A 20,242-nucleotide genomic window follows, 5' to 3' on the forward strand; every position below is an offset into this window, starting at 1 on the left:
TTTATTTATGCATTTTTTTACATCGTTTTTCAGCCTCTTTTCGCATAGTTTTGAATAAATATGTTCTTTAATCCTAGGAAATGAATTAGCTATAATCTGGATTGTGTTAAATTCACCTATTCCGTTTCACCTTAGAGATATCAATCTTTTTCGTATTTTATAAAAATGAATTTGACACTTTTCTTTTGTAGCTAATTCCGAAAAAGTAAGCGCACATACAAACTTTACTCAATTTTAATTACGTTTATATAAATCCAAATTATCTACACAATAAAAAGGGGATTGAATAAAATTATAAACCTTTTATTCAATCCTCTTCCTTTATCTTCATGATTAAATTTTTTTAAAAGAAATAACCGTTCCTTTTCCTTTGTTTTCATCTAGATATCCTACAGGTAAATTTACTATAGCCTCTATATCTGATTGACATAATCTAACTTCCTCACAAATTTGCTTCTTCGTCTTAACGTGATTATCTATAATTAAATCAATTGCTTCTTTTAATAATAATGGTGATTCACTTTGTAATAAATCATCATATGGCTCTTGAGTTCTCCAACCTTTTTTCGCTATTTGCTTCCACAAATAACTTGCTTGATAATCATTTATTATATTTAACTCTCTTGAACGATATATCATAGCTTGTATAGAAATCTGCCATCTCTTTTTTAAAAGTAAGTAATAATCCAATGTATGACTAATAAGTTCCTCTGAAAAGGATTTAGCAGGCATTAAAAACGAAGATGCAAAATAGTTAGCTTCATCCTCCATACGCTTATAAACTTCTTTTTTATTAAAGTCTTCTTTTTTTACATGTTTGTGTAATAGATAATGTCCTAATTCATGCGCTAATGTAAACTTTATTCTTGAAGGAGTAGACCTTTCATTACCAACAAGTATAAAAAGTTTATTTCCAATCCACCTAGAGCAGGCATCTATTGCAAAGTCCTCAGATTTTATCAGACTTACTACTATTCCATGCTTTTCAAATAAATGTGTAATATCTGAAATCGGCCCCTCATTTAAATCCCATTGCCTTCTTAATTCTGATGCTATATTTTCAATATCATTAAAATCTGTAGGCATAAAGTGTTCTTGATGGTTTATATTCGTTTCTGGAAGATCAGATTTTGGAAATTCTAATATTGTCTCCAAATAATCAAATATACTTATTAGCCATGAAATCTTGATTTCGTGAATTCTTTTTAACTTTGCTGTTGCGTTAGCTTTACTTCTAAAATACACGATTTCTTTTTCTATTTGCCTATATCCATCTTCAAAGAAGTAATCATATGGAAGATTTAATATATTCATGATGCTTAATAGAACTTCAGCAGGCGGTATTGATTTACCATTTTCATATTTGGAGAGAGCTTGATGAGTCCTCAACCCAATTTTCTCTGATAGTTCTCTTATTGTTAATCCTCTTGATTCGCGGCCCTCTTTTAACTTATCAGGACAAAAGGATCTATTTACGTTAATTCTTACCCCCATTTTCGTGCACTCCTTGGGCAAAATTTTTAAATCTAACTAATTGTTCTCTTGAAATTTCATTCTTCTGTTTATCTTCTTCCGATGTGCCAACTAGATGTAATTCTTTAGTAAGATCAATACAACTAAACCATTTTCCGCTTCCATCAGGAACTCCTAAATTTACAAAAGCAACTCTTCTATTAATTTGATGGTGTGTAAGCTCTAAATAACCAGGTTCCTCAATAATTTCTTGTTTATCAAAATTAATATAATACTGATTGTCTCTTTGTAATAGAGATCTGTACATCGCTTTTCTCGCCGTCTTATCTTTACTTTGTACTCTATTTATTGTAATAACTACATTTTCTGTTTGCAGTTCGACATGATAAGCTGATTTGTTTTTATTAGGTACAATTTGAGTTGTAATGTCCTTAAGTATGCCCTTATTTGCTGCTTCATATAAAGTAAACTGAGCAGCTATATTGTCAAGATATCCTATATGCTTTTTCCCTAAAGCCCATTGTAAAAAAGAAATATCTTTTATGGAAGCATCCACTAATTCATAGGCTTGCTGAATCAACGGAACAATTTGTCTCCGAACTCCTTTAGATATCTCTTTATCAATAAATTTCTTTACATCGATTGGCACACCGATATCCATAATAAGCAACACCTCATTTTTAATTTAAGGTTCTACCCTTTGCAACCATTTTACCCTTTTCAGTTGTTTTTGGCAACTAAATAACCGAAATATTGAGAATACAAATCACATTTAAAATATATTCTTAAATCTTAAATTTCCTCTGATAATCATTTAATGTATCTTGTTCAATCCCTATATATCTTAAAGTCTCTTTCTGATCTGTATGATTTAACATCTTTTGTAAAGCAACTACATCTTTAAATTGCTTATAGTGATGATACCCATATGTTTTTCTAAGTGAATGAGTCCCTATACGTTCTAACCCAAACTCCTCTGCAGCTTGATTTAATATTAAATAAGCCATAGCACGAGTAATAGGTTTGTTCTTTCCATTCCTACTCTTAATTAGATATTCATTCTTCGGCTTTCCTTCTGTATAATTCCTGATAGCTTTCTTTAATTCTGAAGGCATCTTCACATCTTTAATCTTTTTTGTTTTCTTTTCACGTATTACAATATTCCATCCCTCAACATCTCGAACACGTAAACGCAATATATCCGATATTCTGAACCCTGTATTAATACCAAGAAGAAACAGAATGTAGTTCCTCTCATTCTGCTTCTTATAGAATTCCTTTATTTCTTGTATTATTTCTTTATCTCGAATCGGCTGTACAATGTTCATACACTTTGCCCCTCTTTTTGTCTACATTTTTTTTGAAATACCTCTTTCTTTAGATTGAAAGCTAAACGCAATATCGCACGACCTTTTAACTTGTAATACTTTGTTTTACCTATACCTAAGTCCATCCAGATATCTGGGTCATATCCAATGTCATCTTCCATATAAAACTTCACGATTACCTCACGTTCATCATCTCTTAGGCGATTCACAGCATCATACAACCAACTCATAAATTTATTTCTTTCTTGTTCATACTCAATTCTTTCAATTGCAATATTTTCAGTTGAACTATTAAATTCATTTGTAGTTGATGGAGGAACAATAAAATATGATGGTGTCACTTTTGGCAACATATCACATGGCATTGTTGCTAAGTATGTACGATACTCATTAAATACTTTTTCAATTTCTTGTTTTGTTCTTTTTCCATCCACGATTGGCATTTTAAATGATAATTGTTTATTCATATTAAATTCCTCCATTGTTATTATTTTTGCCTTACAGCTCCACGTCTGCGTTCATAACGTGGTCCATGAACTCCCATTAACTCTTCAATTTCACGAGCACTAAATTTCTCTATTCTTTTTTTCTTATTTTTCCTCTTTGCTTGTTTTAATTGCTTTTTCCACTCACGTAGCTGATCCTTTAACACCTTCATTTCCCCATCTCCCTTTTCAAAATAAAAAGGACACCAATCCCTAAAACAGCTTTAATTGCTGTTTTAGGAATTGGTGTCCTCTAGTTTTCTAGCCGGACTTTTTTTTCAAATAAAGATACTTTTACTTAATAACTTCCATATCACCATGTTCTTCTAGCTCTTCCAACAAAAAATCCAACTGTGTAATTGTATGTATAGCATTAAACAATCTTAATACATCTGCTTCATTCCAATTATTCGGATTATCGCGCCCATGTAAAACCCAGTCTCGATTAATAATTGAGAAACGATTTTTATTCTTATCAAAATTCCCCATTTTAAATACACTTTTTAAGAATTCGTGTACAGAAATATAAATTATTATATTCGTTCTATCTTTTTCAATTTCTGGTTTTACTTTCTTGTACTTCTCTTTTAATGATATTCTTTTATTACTAGTAATATACTTTTGGAATTTTGGAGTGATAACCATATGAGCTAGACTTTCAATAACTATAAATAGATTAGGAATTACAATTAAGTAATTTCCTTTCTCATAGTTATCAAAACATTGCCCAAGCAATTCTTTCCATTCTTTCACAAACTCATGTGTCAGAATTTCTCTTTTCATATTTTGAAATTCATTTAAATGATATTCAACGATTTCTTTATCAAGTTCTCTTAAATCTTCTACTTGAGATAGTCTAATATTATCTTCTACATCCATTAATAATGGAAGTGTCCAACCCTTTTTCCCTAACAACTCTGCTGCATTTTTCCAAGTTTTTTCTGTTTCTGTCCAATCAATATCTTGAAAAATCTTCATAGACTCGCTAGATATTTTTTTATACAATTCATTCAAATCAGCAAAAAAGTCGCTTAAAACATCCGAGTTTTGCAATTTCTTGATCAGTTCTTTCTTTTCCTCTTCATTCATCCTAATTATTTCTCCTTTCTACATCCATTAATTAACAAATATTTTATCATTTTTTCTTCCTAACTGCATTTTTCTATACCGCCTAAACAAAAGGATTATTTTGTTCAAATTTTCGATAGATGTTAATATTTTCTATAAAGGAGGTCTACTAATGAAAAAATCCTGGAAGAAAGTTTCTTTAATTGCTTTCATAGTAATTATCCTTTTAATAATTTTATATTTTGGTGGTATGTTGTTTTTTTGGAACCAACCCTGAATAAAACGCAATATTCCGTCAGTACTATAGATGACACGGTAATCTTTTCTCCTTGTTCCCCTTTGGAGAACCGAGCAGTTAGCTTTTGCTAGCTGCTCTTTTTATGAAACTACAGTAAAGCTTTCTTCTCGATACAATGATCGTTGCAATCCTATTTCTATAAGCAACCATCTTTTTTATATAAACTTGCTTTATATTTTTGGCCTATTGTTAATTCGTCGTAATTGTTATGCCACTTTGTATATATAACTTCCATATCCATTCCTCCTTGAATAATTCCATAAGCTTTGTCCATACTATAAATGCACTTGAGTTCTGAACTTCCTTCTTAACTCTTTTCTGGAGAGCGGTTAGCTTTTGCTAGCTGCTCTTTATTTGTACAAGGTACTGAATTAGCTTGGCGCACATATACTATCCTGAGTTCCTTTCTTTATGAATTGAAATAGTCATTACAAAATGAATCTCGTCACGAGGGCACTTTACTAAGTGCCCTTTTATATTCCAACTTAATACAAAATGAAGTTTTTATTTAGTTCTTTTTCACTTTCACATAATATTTTTAATTCTGCTTATAATATAGCTGTAACTTAAAGTTACATATCATTTACTTGTAGGGCCTAAATTTCTTTTGTACAACGAACAGTTAGTTTTATTAACTAGCTGCTTTGTTGTGCTTAAAGAAATTTTTTTGCTTTCTTGCATAACATTTTTGCTTCTGCTTATACTATAGTTGTAACCATAAGTTACAAAGTATTGTGGGTATCGTCATTGTTGGACGACAAAGCAGTTAGTTCATTGAGCTAGCTGCTTTCTCCTTTTTAATAAAATAGCGTTTTTGTTTATTTTCATTTTTTCATTCAACCAAGTTCATAACATATTCTTTTCCCTCGATAAAATAATGATAAGGTGTCCCATGCGCATTTTATCCACTGGAAATAATACCTTTCACGTACTTACGTATTAGAAACTTCATTTCTGCTTCTTCTGTAATAGCAATTTTATTCACTTTTTTGATACATTTATGAAACATTCACATGTTATCTTCAATATGTTCTATTCTTTTTGAAAAACCATGTGAGAATACCAAAACAAGAAGCCCTAGAGCCCTAACTCTAGGGCTTCTTGTTTTCAAATAAGGATTTTGCTAAAAAACTGCACATTTATTAAGAACATGTATAAAATATAATGTGGTATTCTTTTTCAATATTATTTTTTATCCGCGAGCGTCTTGAATGGCGCTCCTTAATTTTTAAATAACATTTCCAGGTAATTACGAGAGCGGATTTTATTATGTTGTACAAGCACTAATTCGCTTTATTAAATAGACTATATAGATATCTAAAAGAAGGGAGCTTTAAATTCATATGGCTGATTACTTTTATAAAGATGGTAAAAAATATTATAAAAACCAATCGCATTCGAACGACCAAAAAAACAACTGTTTTATTGAAACTCATACGATAGCTGGTTCTGCAGAAAATGAAAATGGAAATATACCTGTATCTGTTTTCCTTGAAACCACCGCTCCACAAACTGTATTTGAGGATTTTACAAACAATCATAATAAAACATTAATTCAGTTATTCGTTGTCGGTATGAGTGCACCTGTTCAAGTAACTATTCTAACAAGAAGATCTAGCGTACCAATTACTACTACATTACAACCTGTTCAAACAAAAATATTTCAAGTTGAAGATTTTCAAAGTCTTACTCTTACAAAGCAGGAAGGTTCTACTAGTGTAGTTAGTTTATTTGTTCAAAAAACATTTTGTATATGCTGTAAAGATAATAACGATTCATGTGATGAATATTACCACGAATGTAATTGATATATTAAATCACCAGAAGAACCCTTTATATAAAGGGTTCTTTTCCTTTCACTCCCCTCATTTTTCTGTTTTTTATTAAAATAACTATTTTGTTAAAAATCTTTCTTCATTCTTTTTAGATCATGTAACATATCTTACTAAATAAGGATATATTCCACAAAATTTTGAAAGGAGGAATTTTTATTAACACAACTTTAATTTCTCATTTTTATAACGAAGAGTATCTGCTTCCGTGGTGGTTAATGCACCACACAAAATTATTTGATCATGGCATTCTTATTAATCGTGGGTCTACTGATCGTTCGGTTGAATTATGCAAATTATTTGCACCTCATTGGGAAATCCGTGAATCAAAGGTATTAGAGTTTGATGCCATTTTAGTTGATCAAGAAGTAATGAACATAGAAAAAGAAATTACGGGATGGAAAATGGTGCTAAATACCACTGAATTTCTTTGCTGTGTTGATAAGGAAGCCTTTTTCTCATCTCTTGCCACTTTAGGGCAAAACATGTATGCTATTAGGACTATTCTGATGGTGGATGACCCTGCTCACGGTTATACCAATCCGAGATACGGAATTCCCCTTGTCAAACAGCGTTATCATGGGAGAATAATCCCCCCTAATCCACCTGCTCCATACTATGGCGGTAGATTAATCCACCATTATCCGCATGGTAACTATTGGGCAGGGCGGCATTGGTCACCTCATCCATTTATCGTTTACATGTATCCTGCTTTCATTTTAAAATTTTTTTACAGTCCCTGGAATACAGCTATGAAAAACCGAAAATTACAAATTGGGCCTACTCTTTCTAAACATAGCATCCAGCGTGGCTTAGGTACTCATCATCTGGCAACACTAGATAAATTAGAAAAAAATTATATACACTTTACAACCTCAACTACTGATCTTCGGTTAAACCCGGAATATCAAGTTTTATTTCCAGATTTATGTTTTCCTAACTTACAGTAATGTCCTTAAAAAACATTCATATATATTTATCAGATGCACTTTGAAATCCCAGAGTATCGAATACTTTTATGAGTCGACTGATCAACAATATTCGATTTATTTTTAAAAATTTATTAAAAATAACTTAGATACAAAAAAGCTACGTTTTATATAGGATAAAAATTATCTTACGCAAAGGAGCTTGATTATTTGTGAATTACCAAAATGATAATAACTCTAACATTCACAAACCTTGCACTTGTCCATCCCCCACGGCTAACAGTTTAAATGTTGTTCAAACTACCCCATCAATAGTCTCTGTAAATTCTGCGATTCCACTAGATACCGTGGTAAATTCTAATGGTACGGCAATCTCATTCACACCACCAACAACTGTTTTACTTGAAGGTGGAAGAACCTATTTGGCAATCTATGAAGTGCAAGTTATCATTCAACCAGGAGGTAATTCGGCAGGTATCACTATGTATTTGAATAATAATCCAATCATTGGCTCTGGTACTTCTCTGGGATATACTGCAGGATTCACTTCTGTATCAGCACCCGCTATTTTCACTACACCTTTAGGTATAACAAGTACTCTTACTGTTAATGTAGGACCATATTCTAATACATTAAATACATTGGGCTTAACTCTTGCTGTTATAGCATTAACATAGTAAATCTAATACTTTCTAAAATAAAATTCTTTGTTCTTCGACCGCCATTTTGGGTTAGCCGCTAAGAAACCGCTATAACTACATATAAAAAAATATTATTTGGATCGATAGTACTGGGTGACTCGGCTGACAGAATTGCTGAGTCACCTTTTTTTCTAAAATAACGCTTTTATTGATTTTATAAAGTGAAACTTTAATAATTGGTGGGGTGTTTATCCCCACTTATTATTAGTTGAACCAATGGAGCTTTTATTGGCAGTTGATCCCTCACTTAACTTCTTTGCTTCCGCTGAATTTTGAGGTGGGGATCTTACTACCCGTTAATGCGGGATAAATTTAATAGCTTGTATATTTTACTTTGTAACTTTCATTTCTCCTCCTATGATTACAATCTTTATTAGTAATTAAGCATTGATTATACGTCCCCTAAGAACATCTCCATTTTGTTTACATATACTTTGAAGAAAAAAACATTAAACATATACCCACAAACATTTTAAACATAGTTGCTAAAATAATTTATCTAGACTTACCTAACATTTATTTTTTAAAAAGGAGGTTACTTATGAGATATAATCAAAAATCAAACTCACCAAATCCTTGTGATAAATTCCAGCAGCCCTGCTTTATTTCTATATCCCCTTGTAATCAAAGTAATTGCTGTACACCTGTTTTTCTCTCAACTTCTCAACAACAAGAATTATTACAAATAATAAGCCAATTAAATCAAGCTATTCTTTCTTTTTTCACAACACCAAATTCAACAACTATAGAAATACTCCAATCTGCATTACAGGCATTAAATAATTTATTAATAGCAGTACAACCAAGTACACCAAATAGAAATTTAGTCATAAGAACTATAAATCAATTAATCAATTCCTTACCTACTGCATCTCTCACTCAAATCTCAGCGTTACTCCAATTTCTATTCCAAAGCTTGTCTTCACTTATCAGTTGTTCAAATATATCAGACCCCTTATTACAGCAAACATTCAACCTAATTTTACAAGGAATCTTGAATAGTTCGTTATTGAGTAACATCGGAACGCCAGGGCCGACTGGAGCAACAGGACCTAGAGGAATTCCTGGACCTAGAGGAGCTCAGGGGTCTCAAGGTGTGCAAGGCATTCAGGGACTTGAAGGCCCTCAAGGTGTGCAAGGCATTCAAGGGCCTGAAGGACCTCAAGGACCGGAAGGACCTCAAGGTGTAGAAGGGATTCAGGGACCGGAAGGACCTCAAGGTGTAGAAGGGATTCAGGGACCGGAAGGGCCGGAAGGGCCTCAGGGACCTCAAGGTGTGCAAGGCATTCAAGGACCGCCAGGGCCACCTGGGCCGACTGGTTCGGGAACCGGAATGGGAATTCCTGGACCACCTGGGCCGACTGGAGACTGTGAGTGTCCACCTGGACCAACTGGGCCGACCGGGCCAACCGGACCACCTGGACCTGGATGTAATTTCCTTGTATATGTTACTAACGCAGGAGCAATCGATGACCCTGCAGATGATACAGTATCAGTGATTAACACCGCAACAAATACAGTAGTCGCTACAATTACTGTAGATAATGCACCTCTTGAAGTAACAGTTTCACCCAATGGGGCTCGTGCTTATGTTACTAATATTTTTTCCGATACCGTTTCCGTTATTGATACTGCTACTAATACAGTTATTGCTACCATTCCCGTTGGAGCTGATCCAATTGGCGTAGCTGTTTCTCCAAATAACACAACTGTTTATGTTGGAAACCACGCAAGTAATAACGTTTCAGTTATTACTGCTGCTACTAATACAGTTATCACTACCATCCCTGTTGGTATCGCTCCGCAAGGAATAACTGTTTCTCCAAACGGAGCCTTTGCATATGTTGCAAACGAATTAAGTAACACAATTTCTGTTATTAATACTGCTACTAACACAGTTACCGCTACCATTCCTGTTGGCATTCGCCCTAGAATAATCGTTTTCACACTAGATGGCACTCGTGCGTATGTCACGAATCAGAACAGCAATACTGTTTCTGTTATTAACACCGCTACCAATTCCGTAATTAATACAATTAACGTAGGTACCGAACCTGTTGGTATAGATATTACACCAGGTGGAAATCTTATTTACGTTGTAAATAAAGTTAGCAATAATGTTTCGGTAATAAATGTGGCGACAAATACTGTGATTGATACAATTCCTGTTGCTTTATCCCCTGATCAGGTAACTATCATACCTGATGGCACTCGTGCCTATGTTACAAATCAAGGTAGTAATACTGTTTCTGTTATTGATATTGCCACGAATACTGTTATCACTAATGTCCCAGTAGGTTTCGCTCCAACAGGAATAGCAACTGGAACTATTTGTGAATAAAATGAAAAACAAACATAGTTTTTATTAAGATTGATAGTATGTGATATTCTTTCTTTCATTACCTTCAAACAATCAGAATGAACCTCTATATTCTCTTCTTTTTTATCTTAAAGAACCTGCTAAGCAGTTAGCTGTTGTCAGTCGCTCTTTTTCTATAAAATTCGAATTTTATAGAAATTAATCAACTTACATTTTTAGGGTTTCATGATGATTATTACCTATAAAATCATTACCCTTACAAAAAGAGTTATGAACCTTTCCACTCATGGCTCTTTTTTATTACGAATTTGACTAGCTTCACGACTAAATCTCTCTGAGTATCTTATTGCTAATTTAGTAATATTCATTCGAGTGATATCTTCTAAGGTATATCCCATAATTTAAAAATAAGAAAAGCCACTTATCTAAGTGGCTTTTCTTATTCTTAATAGACAAAATTAATTTAAATTCATCATTTTCTTCACACTATTTTTAAAATGAACATAATTATGTTTTTCTACTAAACGGCCTTTTACTCCAATCTGCAGATAAATTATTTAACAAGAAAAATGTATTTGGAACTGGTAATGGAAACCTCGCAGCTTGAAAATTTGTAAGAAGCGGAGATGCAATAACGCCATCTATGGTACTACCGGCTTGGACTTGCACCATATCTCCTGCATTCAATTGTACAATGGTAGAAACTGTTACTGCATTTAAAAGCCCAGTATTTCCACCAAAAAAGCTATCATCTCCTGCTATTAAAGCACTGTTAACTGTTATAAATACTTCCGTCACATAATTTAGAGTATCATCAGTAGGACTAAAAATTATAGTAGTAATAATTAAATATACTCCATCTTGTTGCGGTATAAATGTTGATACACCATCATATTCACCATTTAAATCGAATTGTGTAGTTTCAAATGTTACTATAGACAGTGTATTAGCAGTAACGGACTGATCAGTAGATTTGAAAGCTCTGAATGCAGATTCAAATCCCGTTGGTAGAGTAAATGAAGAAATCGGTGGCAATGTCGGTCCTATTAAACTCGAATCCAGTGAATCAGCAGATGGATTTTTAGAGTTTAATCCTTCCCATTTCTTTTTCCTCTCCATATATCTCACTCCAAATTAAAATCATTTCTAAAATAAGAAAATATTAATTGTACAAAATATGATATATACAAGATGTACTATTCCAGATAAGGTGTTTTAAATAAAAATATTGCTTCAAATATACAAAATCATTTTATAAAATTAACTTTTGTAAAAAAACAACTAATATATTAAATAATCAATTCAGTTTATATATGGTAAAATATATCCATCGCTGATATGTCCAACTATGTAATTTTCATAGCAGCAAAATTACAACTAGACTTATACAACATGATTCAAAACAAATGAAGGAGTGTTTTAAGTGAAAGGACATATTCGAAAAAGAGGAAATAAATATTGCATCATTATTGATATCGGTCCTGATCCAGAGACAGTAAAAAGAAGATAAAAGTGGTTTACTGGTTATAAGACAAAAAAGAAGGCGAAAAAAATTACGGAGTTAAATAAAGGGACTTTTGTGGAGCCGTCTAAGCTTGCTTTAAAAGACTATCTGGTTCAGTGGTTAGAAATTAAAATGAAACGTATAGAAAAGAATATCTACGTTTCTTATAGTAGCAACATGCCCCACCATGTTATAACTAACATAGGAATGATTGCACTTCAGAAATTAAATGTTATGCACATTCAAGAATAGTATAAATCAGCACTAGATAATGGTATTTTAAATAATTCCATACTCCTATTGCATTGGATAGTAAAAGCAGCTTTAAATCTAGCAGTTAAATAAAATATTATTTCTAGAAATACCGCGAAAACAAGTGAATTTTATTAACAAGTTTCGTGCAGCTTAACACATGTTATCATGTATAATACATATGAAAAGGAAATTCAGAATAACGAGGCAAATATTATGGACTTTGTTTATATTAATCAAAACGTATTAAATAATCTTCTATACATTTTATGTAGTATATTTGTTTTTTATTTCATATATGATAGCCGGCACTATTTAAAGAAATATAAAATACTACTGATTACCCTTTGTTCTAGTATCCCGCTTATTTTATGTATGCGATACCCTATCTATATGGATGAAAGTTGTATTCATGATTTAAGACAAATTCCGGTCATAATAGGTACGCTTTATGGTGGATTCCCTGTCGGTATCATATTGTTTACAATTTTATTAATTACGAGATTTTTATTTTATGGCTTTAACATGCTGACAGTTGTTGTTTACGGAATAATGTTCATCGTTACAGCACTCGCATCTTCAAAATTTAATACATATAATAGAAAACTTAAAGTAGCTTTTTCCATGTTTTTAACCTTTTTCCTAGCAATATTTACAACTTTAATTGTATTAACCTTATCAGATTTTGAAGTGAATAATTTGTATATTATTTATTTCATGGTATTACCGACTACTTTAATGTTATTTATTGTTTATATAAATGAAGTTATTAAAGATGCTGTATTAATGCGCTCAAAATTAATTAAAATGGAAAAAATGGAGATTGTTAGCCAACTCGCTGCAAGTATATCGCACGAAGTCAGGAATCCCTTAACGGTTGTAAAAGGATTTACACAGCTTTTAAAAACACAAAATTTAACTCCTGAATCAAGAGACGAATATATTAAACATATACTTGAAGAGTTAAATCGTGCCCAAGAAATTATCGATGATTACTTAACGTTTGCCAAACCTGCTCCAGAAAAATTAGATCAAATTTCAGTAAAACAAGAGTTAAATCGAGTTATTAATATGATATTGCCATTGTGTAATATGAATACGATACATATTACACAGGATTTTTCTGAGGCAACCATTGTTGGTAATAAACAGCACTTTCAACAATGTTTTTTAAACTTAATAAAAAACAGTATTGAAGCAATGCCTAATGGTGGTACCTTAAGTATTTCCTCATCTATCAATAATAGTAAAGTTGAAATACGAATTGAAGATAGCGGAGTTGGAATGTCACAGGAGCAAATACATCGATTCGGTGAACCGTATTTTAGTACAAAAACAAAAGGAACTGGTTTAGGTACAATGGTTGCTGTTAAGATTATTGAGACGATGCATGGAAGTTTAAAAATCAGAAGTATCGTTAGTAAAGGAACGACTTTAACGATTACGTTCCCGAAATATAGTAAGAATACGCATTAAAACAAATAAAAAAGGAGCATAGTCGCTCCTTTTTTATTTGTTTCGATACATAAGTATCTTCAATGTTTTTTTAGTTTACATTTGTGAAGACTAATTAAAAATTAGTATCCTCCGCCCCAGCAGCTGCATCCTACAATTATTAATAGAATGAATAACACAACTAATAAAGCGAAACCTCCACCAAAACCACAAGAACCACCGTAACTCATATTTTCTCCTCCTTTTGGTTTGAAAACTAATAGGTAGTTGATCATTTTAACTGGTTCGTATTATACATTATGTGTATATCCCTTTTTTGAGCATGTCTACATAAAAATAAGTAAAAGCACTCATGTAAGAGTGCTCTAAAATGGATACCAAAAGTTTTGAAATACGTTTAATTTTAAATATACAGCAACAATGAATATGAAAACACCGGCAAATAAAGCGATGAAATCTTCACGTTTCGCCTTACTTGTATAAAACCATGTACGTTTATCCTTCTTTCCAAATCCTCTTAAATCCATTGCATTTGAAACCGTATCTATTCTTTCTAGAGAATGAATGATCAGTGGCCAGAAAATTAAAACACGGTTCTTCATACGAACCCATAAACTTGCTTCTCCTTTTTCAAAAGCCACTCCTCTTGCTTCTTGCGCGTGTTTAATAATTTTATACTCAGACTGGATGTCAGGAATATAACGTAGTGCAATATTTATTGCATATGTAATCTTATAATGAATACCAAGTTTACTTAAGCTACTTACAAATTCGCTTGGATCTGTCGTGTAAATAAAAAGAAGTGTAAATGGTAATAACGTAAAATACTTTAATGAAAGTGTAGCTGCATAAAATAATGTTTCATATGTAATCGTTGCATATCCAACATGTAAAAACGCGGTATATGATTCAGTTAATTCAGATCCATGAGTTGGTGTAATAAATAAAATCATGACAGAGTTTAATAAACTAAATGTAAATATGACACTAAAAACAATTAAAATTTTACGAAATGGAATTTTAGCAACGCTGAGTCCGATACACCCAATAATAAATAATATTAGCAACACCCGAAAATCAAAAAACAAAAAAGTAAGCGTCATACAAAAAATAAATAAAAACAATTTCACTACCCCATCCATACGATGAAAATATGTACTATGCACCTTCCTCCCTCCTATTACTGTCTAAATAAAGCTCCATAAATTTTTCTGGAGATGCAATCCCACTAAATTTAACAAGCTTGGTTAAAGAACTCTCTCTTAAGTTGGCTCTTTGAAACGTTTCTTGATCACCAAATACATTAGACACTGTATTATCCGCAATAATTTTCCCTTCATGTAGAACTACTGCACGGTCTGCATATTCTAGTACGAGATTCATATCGTGAGTGATAAAAACAAATGAAATACCCTTTTTAGCTAAAGTTTTAATAAACGACATAAATTGTTTATAATGATAATAATCTTGTCCCGCTGTCGGTTCATCTAATATGATAAGCTTAGGATTTGTTGTTAATACAGATGCGATTGTTAATCTCTTTTTTTGCCCATAGCTTAGCGATTGAATTGGCCAATTACGAAATGGATATAAACCACAAATTTTTAAAGTTCCTTCTACTTTATTCTTAATTTCTTCCTTAGAAAAATTATGTAATGTTAATGTAAATGAAACTTCTTCAAAAACAGTAGGCTGTGTAATCATATGATTTGGATTTTGCATCACGTAAGATATGATTTCCCCACGTTTACGAATAGACCAAGAATTAATATCTTCACCTTTTAACAAGATTTTCCCATTTTTCATTTTGTTTATGCCTATAAGACTATGAGCTAATGTTGATTTCCCTGCTCCATTATGTCCTAACAGTGCCACAATTTCTCCTTCATATATTGAAAGGTTTACATTTTCTAATATTTTTTGTTTATTAGGGTATGAAAATGATAAATTCTCCACTTTAAGTAATTCCTTGTTTTTAGTATTCCCTTTTAATATGACTTGTTTCTCCATCCACTCTTTTATAACGTTGCTTACCTTTTCTTTTTGAAGGTTTTCCATTGGATATATTACGTCATTATTACTATCAAAATGTAATCTCTTTAATGCTTCGATGTAAATAGGCTCTCTTAAGCCGATACGTGGTAATATATTTGACGCTAAGATTTCTTTTGGTGTTCCTATCGCAATAACTTTACCTTCATCAATTAATATAACTTTGTCTAAATCCAGTTTTAAAATTTCTTCTATTCTATGTTCGATAATAACAATCGTTTTATTATATTGTTCATGTATATCTTTCATAAGTTCTATCGTATGTAAGGCGCTTAGTGGATCTAAATTAGCTAACGGTTCATCGAACAATAATATATCCGCATTTGTTGTTAATAAACCAGCAAGAGAAACTGTTTGCTTTTGACCTCCTGATAATTCATGTGGACTTTGTTTATGAAACATATGCATCTTCACCTTTCTTAATGAGTCCGAAACAATCTTTTTCATGTCATCTTGCTTTACGCATTCATTTTCTAAATAAAAAGCTACATCTTCTTCTACTGTCAGACCAATAAATTGAGCATCTTGATCTTGCAAAATTGTTCCTACCAGTTTACTTTGTTCAAAAATACTTCCTTCCCTCGGGTCTTTACCGGCAATTAAAACGTTACCTGTGCTATTCCCTTCGTAAGAAAATGGGATTAGCCCATTTATACAATGAGCTAATGTCGACTTTCCTGAACCACTTCGTCCAGCAATTAGCACTTTTTCCCCAGGGTATATATGAAAGGTAATATCACTTAAAGTAGGCTGCGCAGCATGCCCATATTGAAAGGTGAATTGTTCAAACGAAATAATTGGTTGCATGTTAACATCCCTACTTTTCAATTTTTAAATGTGTATGTTTCTTATTGGATTTCGCCAAACCAATTGTAAGTGGCAATCCAAGTACTAAGAAAACGATGACATCGGAAATTGTTGCTCCTAATACTTGTATAACAATTTTGTCAAATGGTTCTCCCATCACAATAATATCGAATGCCCCAGCAAATATAATAGCAATGACAATACCAACTAGCCCAGTAATTGCTAAATAAGAAATATCCCCCTTGTTAAACGACCCGTTTTTCACACTAAAACCAACTCTTTTTTGAATAAGTCCCATTGAAAAACCAATAATTCCTGAACTAATAACCCAGCCCCACCAAATCCCCCATCCAGCAATCGTATCTGTTACGGTATGACCGATAAGTCCGATTAACAGTCCTGCCACTGGACCAAATAATGCTCCAAAAACAGTTAATATAGCTAATGCTGGTTTAATAAATGTATTCGGTGCAATAGAAAATCCCCAAAGTCCTAATATCCCGTATAATGCTGCTCCAATACCGATTGCTACTACTAACTTTGTTGATAATTTGTTCATGACAATTCCCCTCTCATATTAGTCAACTTTTATTACTCTATATTTAATTTAAAAATGAATTATGCATCGACACTCCCTTTCTATACAACAAAAAAATGACCTCTTACATAAGAGGTCATTTTCTTTCACGTTCAAGAATCCTCTTATCTTTCAAAAAACACATCGTGTCCTCTGCGGAATTAGCACCTTCCTATAAAATTGCATAGGGGTTGCTGAGGTTTCTTAGGGCCGTTCCCTCCACCTCTCTGGATAAGTATTAATTTGTAATTCGTATTATGGCACTAAAGAATGTAAATTTCAACACTTTTCTTACTATTTTTATTTTTTTATTAAATAGTGCATTTAAATCATTGTATTCTTATCGGAATTATGAAATAATAAATTCAAAATCGTTTCGGGAGGAATGCATTATGAAAGTTATTGGTTTGATTGGAGGATTAAGTTGGGAATCTACATCATTATACTATAAACATATTAATACACTTACACTCTCTCAATACGATCAAAATGCGAAGCTAATTTTATATAGTATGGACTTTGGTGAAGTAATTACTTTATTACAAAACCATCAATATGAAGAAGTGAAAAATGAACTAGTTACAGTTGCAAAAAAAGTTGAAAAATCTGGGGCTGAATGTTTATTAATGTGTTCAAATACTGTACATCTATTTGCCGAGGAGGTAGAACAAGCAATATCTATCCCGCTTCTTCACATTGGTGATGTAAGTGCTAAAGAAATGGTAGAACAGAATATAAAACGTATCGGACTATTAGGAACAAAACAAACGATGGAGCAAGATTTCTATAAATCACGATTAGCGAAATATAACATTGAGACAATTATCCCAAATGACGAGGAAAGAACTTTTATCCACCATGTCATATTAGATGAATTAAGTAGAGGGATCATTTCAGAAACATCTAAAGAAAAGTTATTACAAATTACAAAATCATTAATTCAAAACGGCGCTGAAGGTATATTATTAGGCTGCACTGAAATACCTTTACTCATCTCCCAAAATGATCTTACTGTTCCCGTTTTTGATACTGCTTTTTTACATGCAAATACTGCTGTGCAATTTGCTGGATAAGAATATACAAGCATAAAGGTGAGAACCTCTATGCTTGTATATAGTTACGACTATTTATCCCGCTATTTGCGGGCAGTAAAGCCCCCACCAATTAAAGTTTTACTTTATTTAAAAGAGATTCAATAACTGCAATTGCTTCTTTTGAACCACCACATTCTATAAAGCTATCATTAAGTTTTCTTATACCATGTTTATACTTTTCATTTGAAAGAACATCTGTTACGGCCTCTTTTAAAGTGTGCACATTAACATGTTCTTTCAATAGTCTATGTGCCGCTTCAAGCTCAGTTAATCTTTGCGCTATCATTGGCTGGTCTTTATCATGCGGTATTATTACAAATGGGACATTATAATGAATGGCATCGTGTACGCTATTCATACCGCCATGTGTAATAAAAACATCTGCTTCATTTAATATTTCTGATTGAGGTACGTATGGAGCAATTATAAAATTATCTGGTGCTTTCTTAATTTTAGAAATATCATTTCTATCACCAATTGCCATTACAACTATCCCATCAAAATCTGAAAAAGTATCAATACAAGTATTAAAGAATGGTTCGAGTCCTTCAAGCAGTGTCCCCATTGAAATATAAATAACTTTCTTTTCTTTAAGTGATTCCAGTGGAAACTTTATATTTGTTTTACGCTTTGAAATACTCGGTCCAATAAAAATGTTATTTTCTCCGAACGATTCGCTATTAGGTTGGAAATAACGACTTGTGTATACGAGACAAACATCACCCTTATTATTCATAAATTGAAGATTATTCTTTGGTTTTACTCCAAATTTATGTTCCATCTGATTTAGTAATTTTTCAGAGATTTCCTCTGTTTGGAATGGCATATCTGCATTTGGATGAAAAGGTAATGTCTTCAAAAATTCTGGCGGAATTAAAAATATAGGTGAGGACACTACACCTGGAACTTGTAAATACTCCTTTACTAACTCTCCTGCGCCAAATATATCATAAATTACGAAATCAAAATTTATACTTTCACATAATTGTTTCGTAATTTCTAATATATATAAAGAAGTTTGAACATGCACATGAAAAAAAGCATTTAACCCAGATGAGGTTTCAGCATCAATAGAAATCTCTTTTAATAGATCCGGATGAGTATGTACAGTAGCTCCTAAATCTTCAATTCTATCCTTAAAGTTTGCCGTTGTAATATAATGTACATTATCCCCTCGTTCAGTAAAGGCTTTTACTAAATTTAATGTAGGGTTTACATGTCCCTCTGCTGGAAAATTAACCACTAAAATATTTAGCACTTATTCCTCACTCCTTACATTTCATTGTTTTAATTAAGCATACTGTTATTTGTACAAGTAATCTTCCCCTAATAGTCCTAATATGCTTGCTACATTATATTGATAAATAATTTTCAGTCATCAACATAAAAAAAAGCATCTACCTATGTAGATGCCTAACCGTGATAAGGAGTGTTCTGTGAGGTTAGAACAAGCGTTTCTGCTTGTCCTATGCTATCAATATATGATTTATTTTATAAAATGTGAATCGTTAATAGAATTATTTTATCCATTTTATATGGTCAAATGGATAAAATACCATTTCTACTTTACCTATTATATTTGATTCATCAATAAGTCCAAGTGTATTCCTACTATCTTTACTATGATTACGATTATCACCTAACACAAATAATTTATGCATAGGAACTTTTATTTCTCTAAAATTGGAAAAACGATTGGATACTTGTGACATATCTAAATGTATATACGACTCATCACGCTTTTTACCGTTAATAAATACCTCATCCTTTTTTAGTTGTATGTTATCCCCCGATAATCCAATAATTCGTTTCACATAGTAAGTAGGCTCGTCTTCTTTTTTTATAATGACAACATCTCCATGATGAAAAGACGATAAACAGACGTTTACCTTATTAACAAGTATATAATCTTTTTCATTCAAAGTAGGTTGCATCGAAATTCCTTCTACCATACAAAATAAAAAGAACTTATTAATAAAAATAACCCCTATTATAATTAATATGTAGCTACATATGTTCCTCCAATATTTTAGAATAAACAGCTTCATATATACCTCATTTCTAATC

19 protein-coding genes, 1 pseudogene and 1 riboswitch are annotated in these 20,242 nt (G+C 32.2%); of the genes and pseudogenes, 7 read left to right on the top strand and 13 right to left on the bottom strand.

All coding sequences use genetic code 11. The features are described 5' to 3' along the window. Window positions 1–333: 333 nt before the first annotated feature. From EBQ15_RS29430 to EBQ15_RS29450, 6 genes are all read right to left on the bottom strand, one after another. The gene (locus EBQ15_RS29430) at window positions 334–1,494 is read right to left on the bottom strand and encodes a helix-turn-helix domain-containing protein (protein ID WP_000538961.1); all 1,161 of its coding nucleotides are present in this window, start codon (window positions 1,492–1,494) and stop codon (window positions 334–336) included. Next, window positions 1,478–2,134 carry a hypothetical protein gene (locus EBQ15_RS29435; RefSeq protein WP_000351127.1) on the bottom strand — a complete coding sequence of 219 codons (657 nt, stop codon included), beginning with the start codon at window positions 2,132–2,134 and terminating at the stop codon, window positions 1,478–1,480. The genes EBQ15_RS29430 and EBQ15_RS29435 overlap by 17 nt, the downstream gene beginning before the upstream one ends. A gap of 124 nt (window positions 2,135–2,258) precedes the next feature. Then, window positions 2,259–2,801, bottom strand: a complete 543-nt coding sequence (locus tag EBQ15_RS29440) for a tyrosine-type recombinase/integrase (RefSeq protein ID WP_001028516.1) — start codon at window positions 2,799–2,801, stop codon at window positions 2,259–2,261. After that, entirely contained in the window at window positions 2,798–3,268 is a 471-nt protein-coding gene (locus EBQ15_RS29445; RefSeq protein ID WP_001041472.1) for an ArpU family phage packaging/lysis transcriptional regulator, read from the bottom strand. Before EBQ15_RS29445 ends, EBQ15_RS29440 begins: the two co-directional genes overlap by 4 nt. 20 nt (window positions 3,269–3,288) lie before the next feature. After that, window positions 3,289–3,459, bottom strand: coding sequence for a hypothetical protein (locus tag EBQ15_RS31355; protein ID WP_000866141.1), 171 nt, complete (start codon window positions 3,457–3,459; stop codon window positions 3,289–3,291). Window positions 3,460–3,580: 121 nt separating this feature from the next. After that, window positions 3,581–4,375, bottom strand: a complete 795-nt coding sequence (locus EBQ15_RS29450; protein ID WP_001001336.1) for a hypothetical protein — start codon at window positions 4,373–4,375, stop codon at window positions 3,581–3,583. A 1,620-nt stretch (window positions 4,376–5,995) separates the two neighbouring features. Here EBQ15_RS29450 and EBQ15_RS29460 point away from each other — a divergent pair. From EBQ15_RS29460 to EBQ15_RS29475, 4 genes are all read left to right on the top strand, one after another. After that, a complete protein-coding gene (locus tag EBQ15_RS29460) occupies window positions 5,996–6,460 on the top strand; it encodes a hypothetical protein (protein ID WP_000796385.1) in 465 nt (154 codons plus the stop codon). Between the two features lie 242 nt (window positions 6,461–6,702). Continuing rightward, window positions 6,703–7,434 (top strand): hypothetical protein, encoded by a 732-nt coding sequence (locus EBQ15_RS29465; protein ID WP_000546546.1) that lies wholly within the window; start codon window positions 6,703–6,705, stop codon window positions 7,432–7,434. A 191-nt stretch (window positions 7,435–7,625) separates the two neighbouring features. Continuing rightward, entirely contained in the window at window positions 7,626–8,090 is a 465-nt protein-coding gene (locus EBQ15_RS29470) for a hypothetical protein (RefSeq protein WP_016118003.1), read from the top strand. Window positions 8,091–8,655: 565 nt separating this feature from the next. Continuing rightward, a complete protein-coding gene (locus tag EBQ15_RS29475; RefSeq protein ID WP_001270188.1) occupies window positions 8,656–10,455 on the top strand; it encodes a YVTN family beta-propeller repeat protein in 1,800 nt (599 codons plus the stop codon). A 486-nt stretch (window positions 10,456–10,941) separates the two neighbouring features. On the opposite strand, the gene EBQ15_RS29480 is transcribed toward EBQ15_RS29475, so the two are convergent. After that, complete coding sequence (locus EBQ15_RS29480; protein ID WP_000440007.1) at window positions 10,942–11,553, bottom strand: exosporium leader peptide-containing protein; 612 nt, start codon at window positions 11,551–11,553, stop codon at window positions 10,942–10,944. A gap of 304 nt (window positions 11,554–11,857) precedes the next feature. Between EBQ15_RS29480 and EBQ15_RS31945 the strand changes: the two are divergent. Beyond that, window positions 11,858–12,280 (top strand): annotated as a pseudogene (locus EBQ15_RS31945) (tyrosine-type recombinase/integrase); the annotation flags it as partial. A gap of 126 nt (window positions 12,281–12,406) precedes the next feature. Beyond that, complete coding sequence (locus tag EBQ15_RS29495) at window positions 12,407–13,666, top strand: sensor histidine kinase (RefSeq protein WP_016118000.1); 1,260 nt, start codon at window positions 12,407–12,409, stop codon at window positions 13,664–13,666. A gap of 101 nt (window positions 13,667–13,767) precedes the next feature. Here the strand turns inward: EBQ15_RS29495 and EBQ15_RS29500 are convergent, their stop codons facing one another. The 4 genes from EBQ15_RS29500 to EBQ15_RS29515 form a co-directional block, all read right to left on the bottom strand. Next, complete coding sequence (locus EBQ15_RS29500) at window positions 13,768–13,875, bottom strand: YjcZ family sporulation protein (protein ID WP_000120182.1); 108 nt, start codon at window positions 13,873–13,875, stop codon at window positions 13,768–13,770. 135 nt (window positions 13,876–14,010) lie between these two features. Beyond that, window positions 14,011–14,811 (bottom strand): energy-coupling factor transporter transmembrane component T family protein, encoded by an 801-nt coding sequence (locus EBQ15_RS29505; RefSeq protein WP_000556379.1) that lies wholly within the window; start codon window positions 14,809–14,811, stop codon window positions 14,011–14,013. Then, the gene (locus EBQ15_RS29510) at window positions 14,804–16,504 is read right to left on the bottom strand and encodes an ABC transporter ATP-binding protein (RefSeq protein WP_001182505.1); all 1,701 of its coding nucleotides are present in this window, start codon (window positions 16,502–16,504) and stop codon (window positions 14,804–14,806) included. Before EBQ15_RS29510 ends, EBQ15_RS29505 begins: the two co-directional genes overlap by 8 nt. A 10-nt stretch (window positions 16,505–16,514) precedes the next feature. After that, on the bottom strand, window positions 16,515–17,063 hold the full coding sequence (locus tag EBQ15_RS29515) for an ECF-type riboflavin transporter substrate-binding protein (RefSeq protein WP_001038210.1): 549 nt from the start codon (window positions 17,061–17,063) through the stop codon (window positions 16,515–16,517). Window positions 17,064–17,203: 140 nt separating this feature from the next. Continuing rightward, a riboswitch (SAM riboswitch) is annotated at window positions 17,204–17,319 on the bottom strand. A gap of 154 nt (window positions 17,320–17,473) precedes the next feature. On the opposite strand from EBQ15_RS29515, the gene EBQ15_RS29520 reads away from it, so the two are divergent. After that, a complete protein-coding gene (locus tag EBQ15_RS29520; RefSeq protein ID WP_000864371.1) occupies window positions 17,474–18,154 on the top strand; it encodes an aspartate/glutamate racemase family protein in 681 nt (226 codons plus the stop codon). 91 nt (window positions 18,155–18,245) lie between these two features. Here EBQ15_RS29520 and EBQ15_RS29525 read toward each other — a convergent pair whose 3' ends face one another. Further along, the gene (locus tag EBQ15_RS29525) at window positions 18,246–19,433 is read right to left on the bottom strand and encodes a macrolide family glycosyltransferase (RefSeq protein WP_000932148.1); all 1,188 of its coding nucleotides are present in this window, start codon (window positions 19,431–19,433) and stop codon (window positions 18,246–18,248) included. 259 nt (window positions 19,434–19,692) lie between these two features. Next, entirely contained in the window at window positions 19,693–20,223 is a 531-nt protein-coding gene (gene lepB, locus EBQ15_RS29530; protein ID WP_000765191.1) for a signal peptidase I, read from the bottom strand. Window positions 20,224–20,242 lie beyond the last annotated feature (19 nt).

Origin of the sequence: Bacillus sp. 2D03 (assembly GCF_003946765.1) — a bacterium.
Lineage (GTDB): Bacteria > Bacillota > Bacilli > Bacillales > Bacillaceae_G > Bacillus_A > Bacillus_A cereus.

Bases quoted from the DNA above. Each gene is read 5' to 3' on its own strand.
- EBQ15_RS29430 (WP_000538961.1), bottom strand. From the start codon at position 1,494: ATGGGGGTAAGAATTAACGTAAATAGATCCTTTTGTCCTGATAAGTTA.
- EBQ15_RS29435 (WP_000351127.1), bottom strand. From the start codon at position 2,134: ATGGATATCGGTGTGCCAATCGATGTAAAGAAATTTATTGATAAAGAG.
- EBQ15_RS29440 (WP_001028516.1), bottom strand. From the start codon at position 2,801: ATGAACATTGTACAGCCGATTCGAGATAAAGAAATAATACAAGAAATA.
- EBQ15_RS29445 (WP_001041472.1), bottom strand. From the start codon at position 3,268: ATGAATAAACAATTATCATTTAAAATGCCAATCGTGGATGGAAAAAGA.
- EBQ15_RS31355 (WP_000866141.1), bottom strand. From the start codon at position 3,459: ATGAAGGTGTTAAAGGATCAGCTACGTGAGTGGAAAAAGCAATTAAAA.
- EBQ15_RS29450 (WP_001001336.1), bottom strand. From the start codon at position 4,375: ATGAATGAAGAGGAAAAGAAAGAACTGATCAAGAAATTGCAAAACTCG.
- EBQ15_RS29460 (WP_000796385.1), top strand. From the start codon at position 5,996: ATGGCTGATTACTTTTATAAAGATGGTAAAAAATATTATAAAAACCAA.
- EBQ15_RS29465 (WP_000546546.1), top strand. From the start codon at position 6,703: ATGCACCACACAAAATTATTTGATCATGGCATTCTTATTAATCGTGGG.
- EBQ15_RS29475 (WP_001270188.1), top strand. From the start codon at position 8,656: ATGAGATATAATCAAAAATCAAACTCACCAAATCCTTGTGATAAATTC.
- EBQ15_RS29480 (WP_000440007.1), bottom strand. From the start codon at position 11,553: ATGGAGAGGAAAAAGAAATGGGAAGGATTAAACTCTAAAAATCCATCT.
- EBQ15_RS29495 (WP_016118000.1), top strand. From the start codon at position 12,407: ATGGACTTTGTTTATATTAATCAAAACGTATTAAATAATCTTCTATAC.
- EBQ15_RS29500 (WP_000120182.1), bottom strand. From the start codon at position 13,875: ATGAGTTACGGTGGTTCTTGTGGTTTTGGTGGAGGTTTCGCTTTATTA.
- EBQ15_RS29510 (WP_001182505.1), bottom strand. From the start codon at position 16,504: ATGCAACCAATTATTTCGTTTGAACAATTCACCTTTCAATATGGGCAT.
- EBQ15_RS29515 (WP_001038210.1), bottom strand. From the start codon at position 17,063: ATGAACAAATTATCAACAAAGTTAGTAGTAGCAATCGGTATTGGAGCA.
- EBQ15_RS29520 (WP_000864371.1), top strand. From the start codon at position 17,474: ATGAAAGTTATTGGTTTGATTGGAGGATTAAGTTGGGAATCTACATCA.
- lepB (WP_000765191.1), bottom strand. From the start codon at position 20,223: ATGAAGCTGTTTATTCTAAAATATTGGAGGAACATATGTAGCTACATA.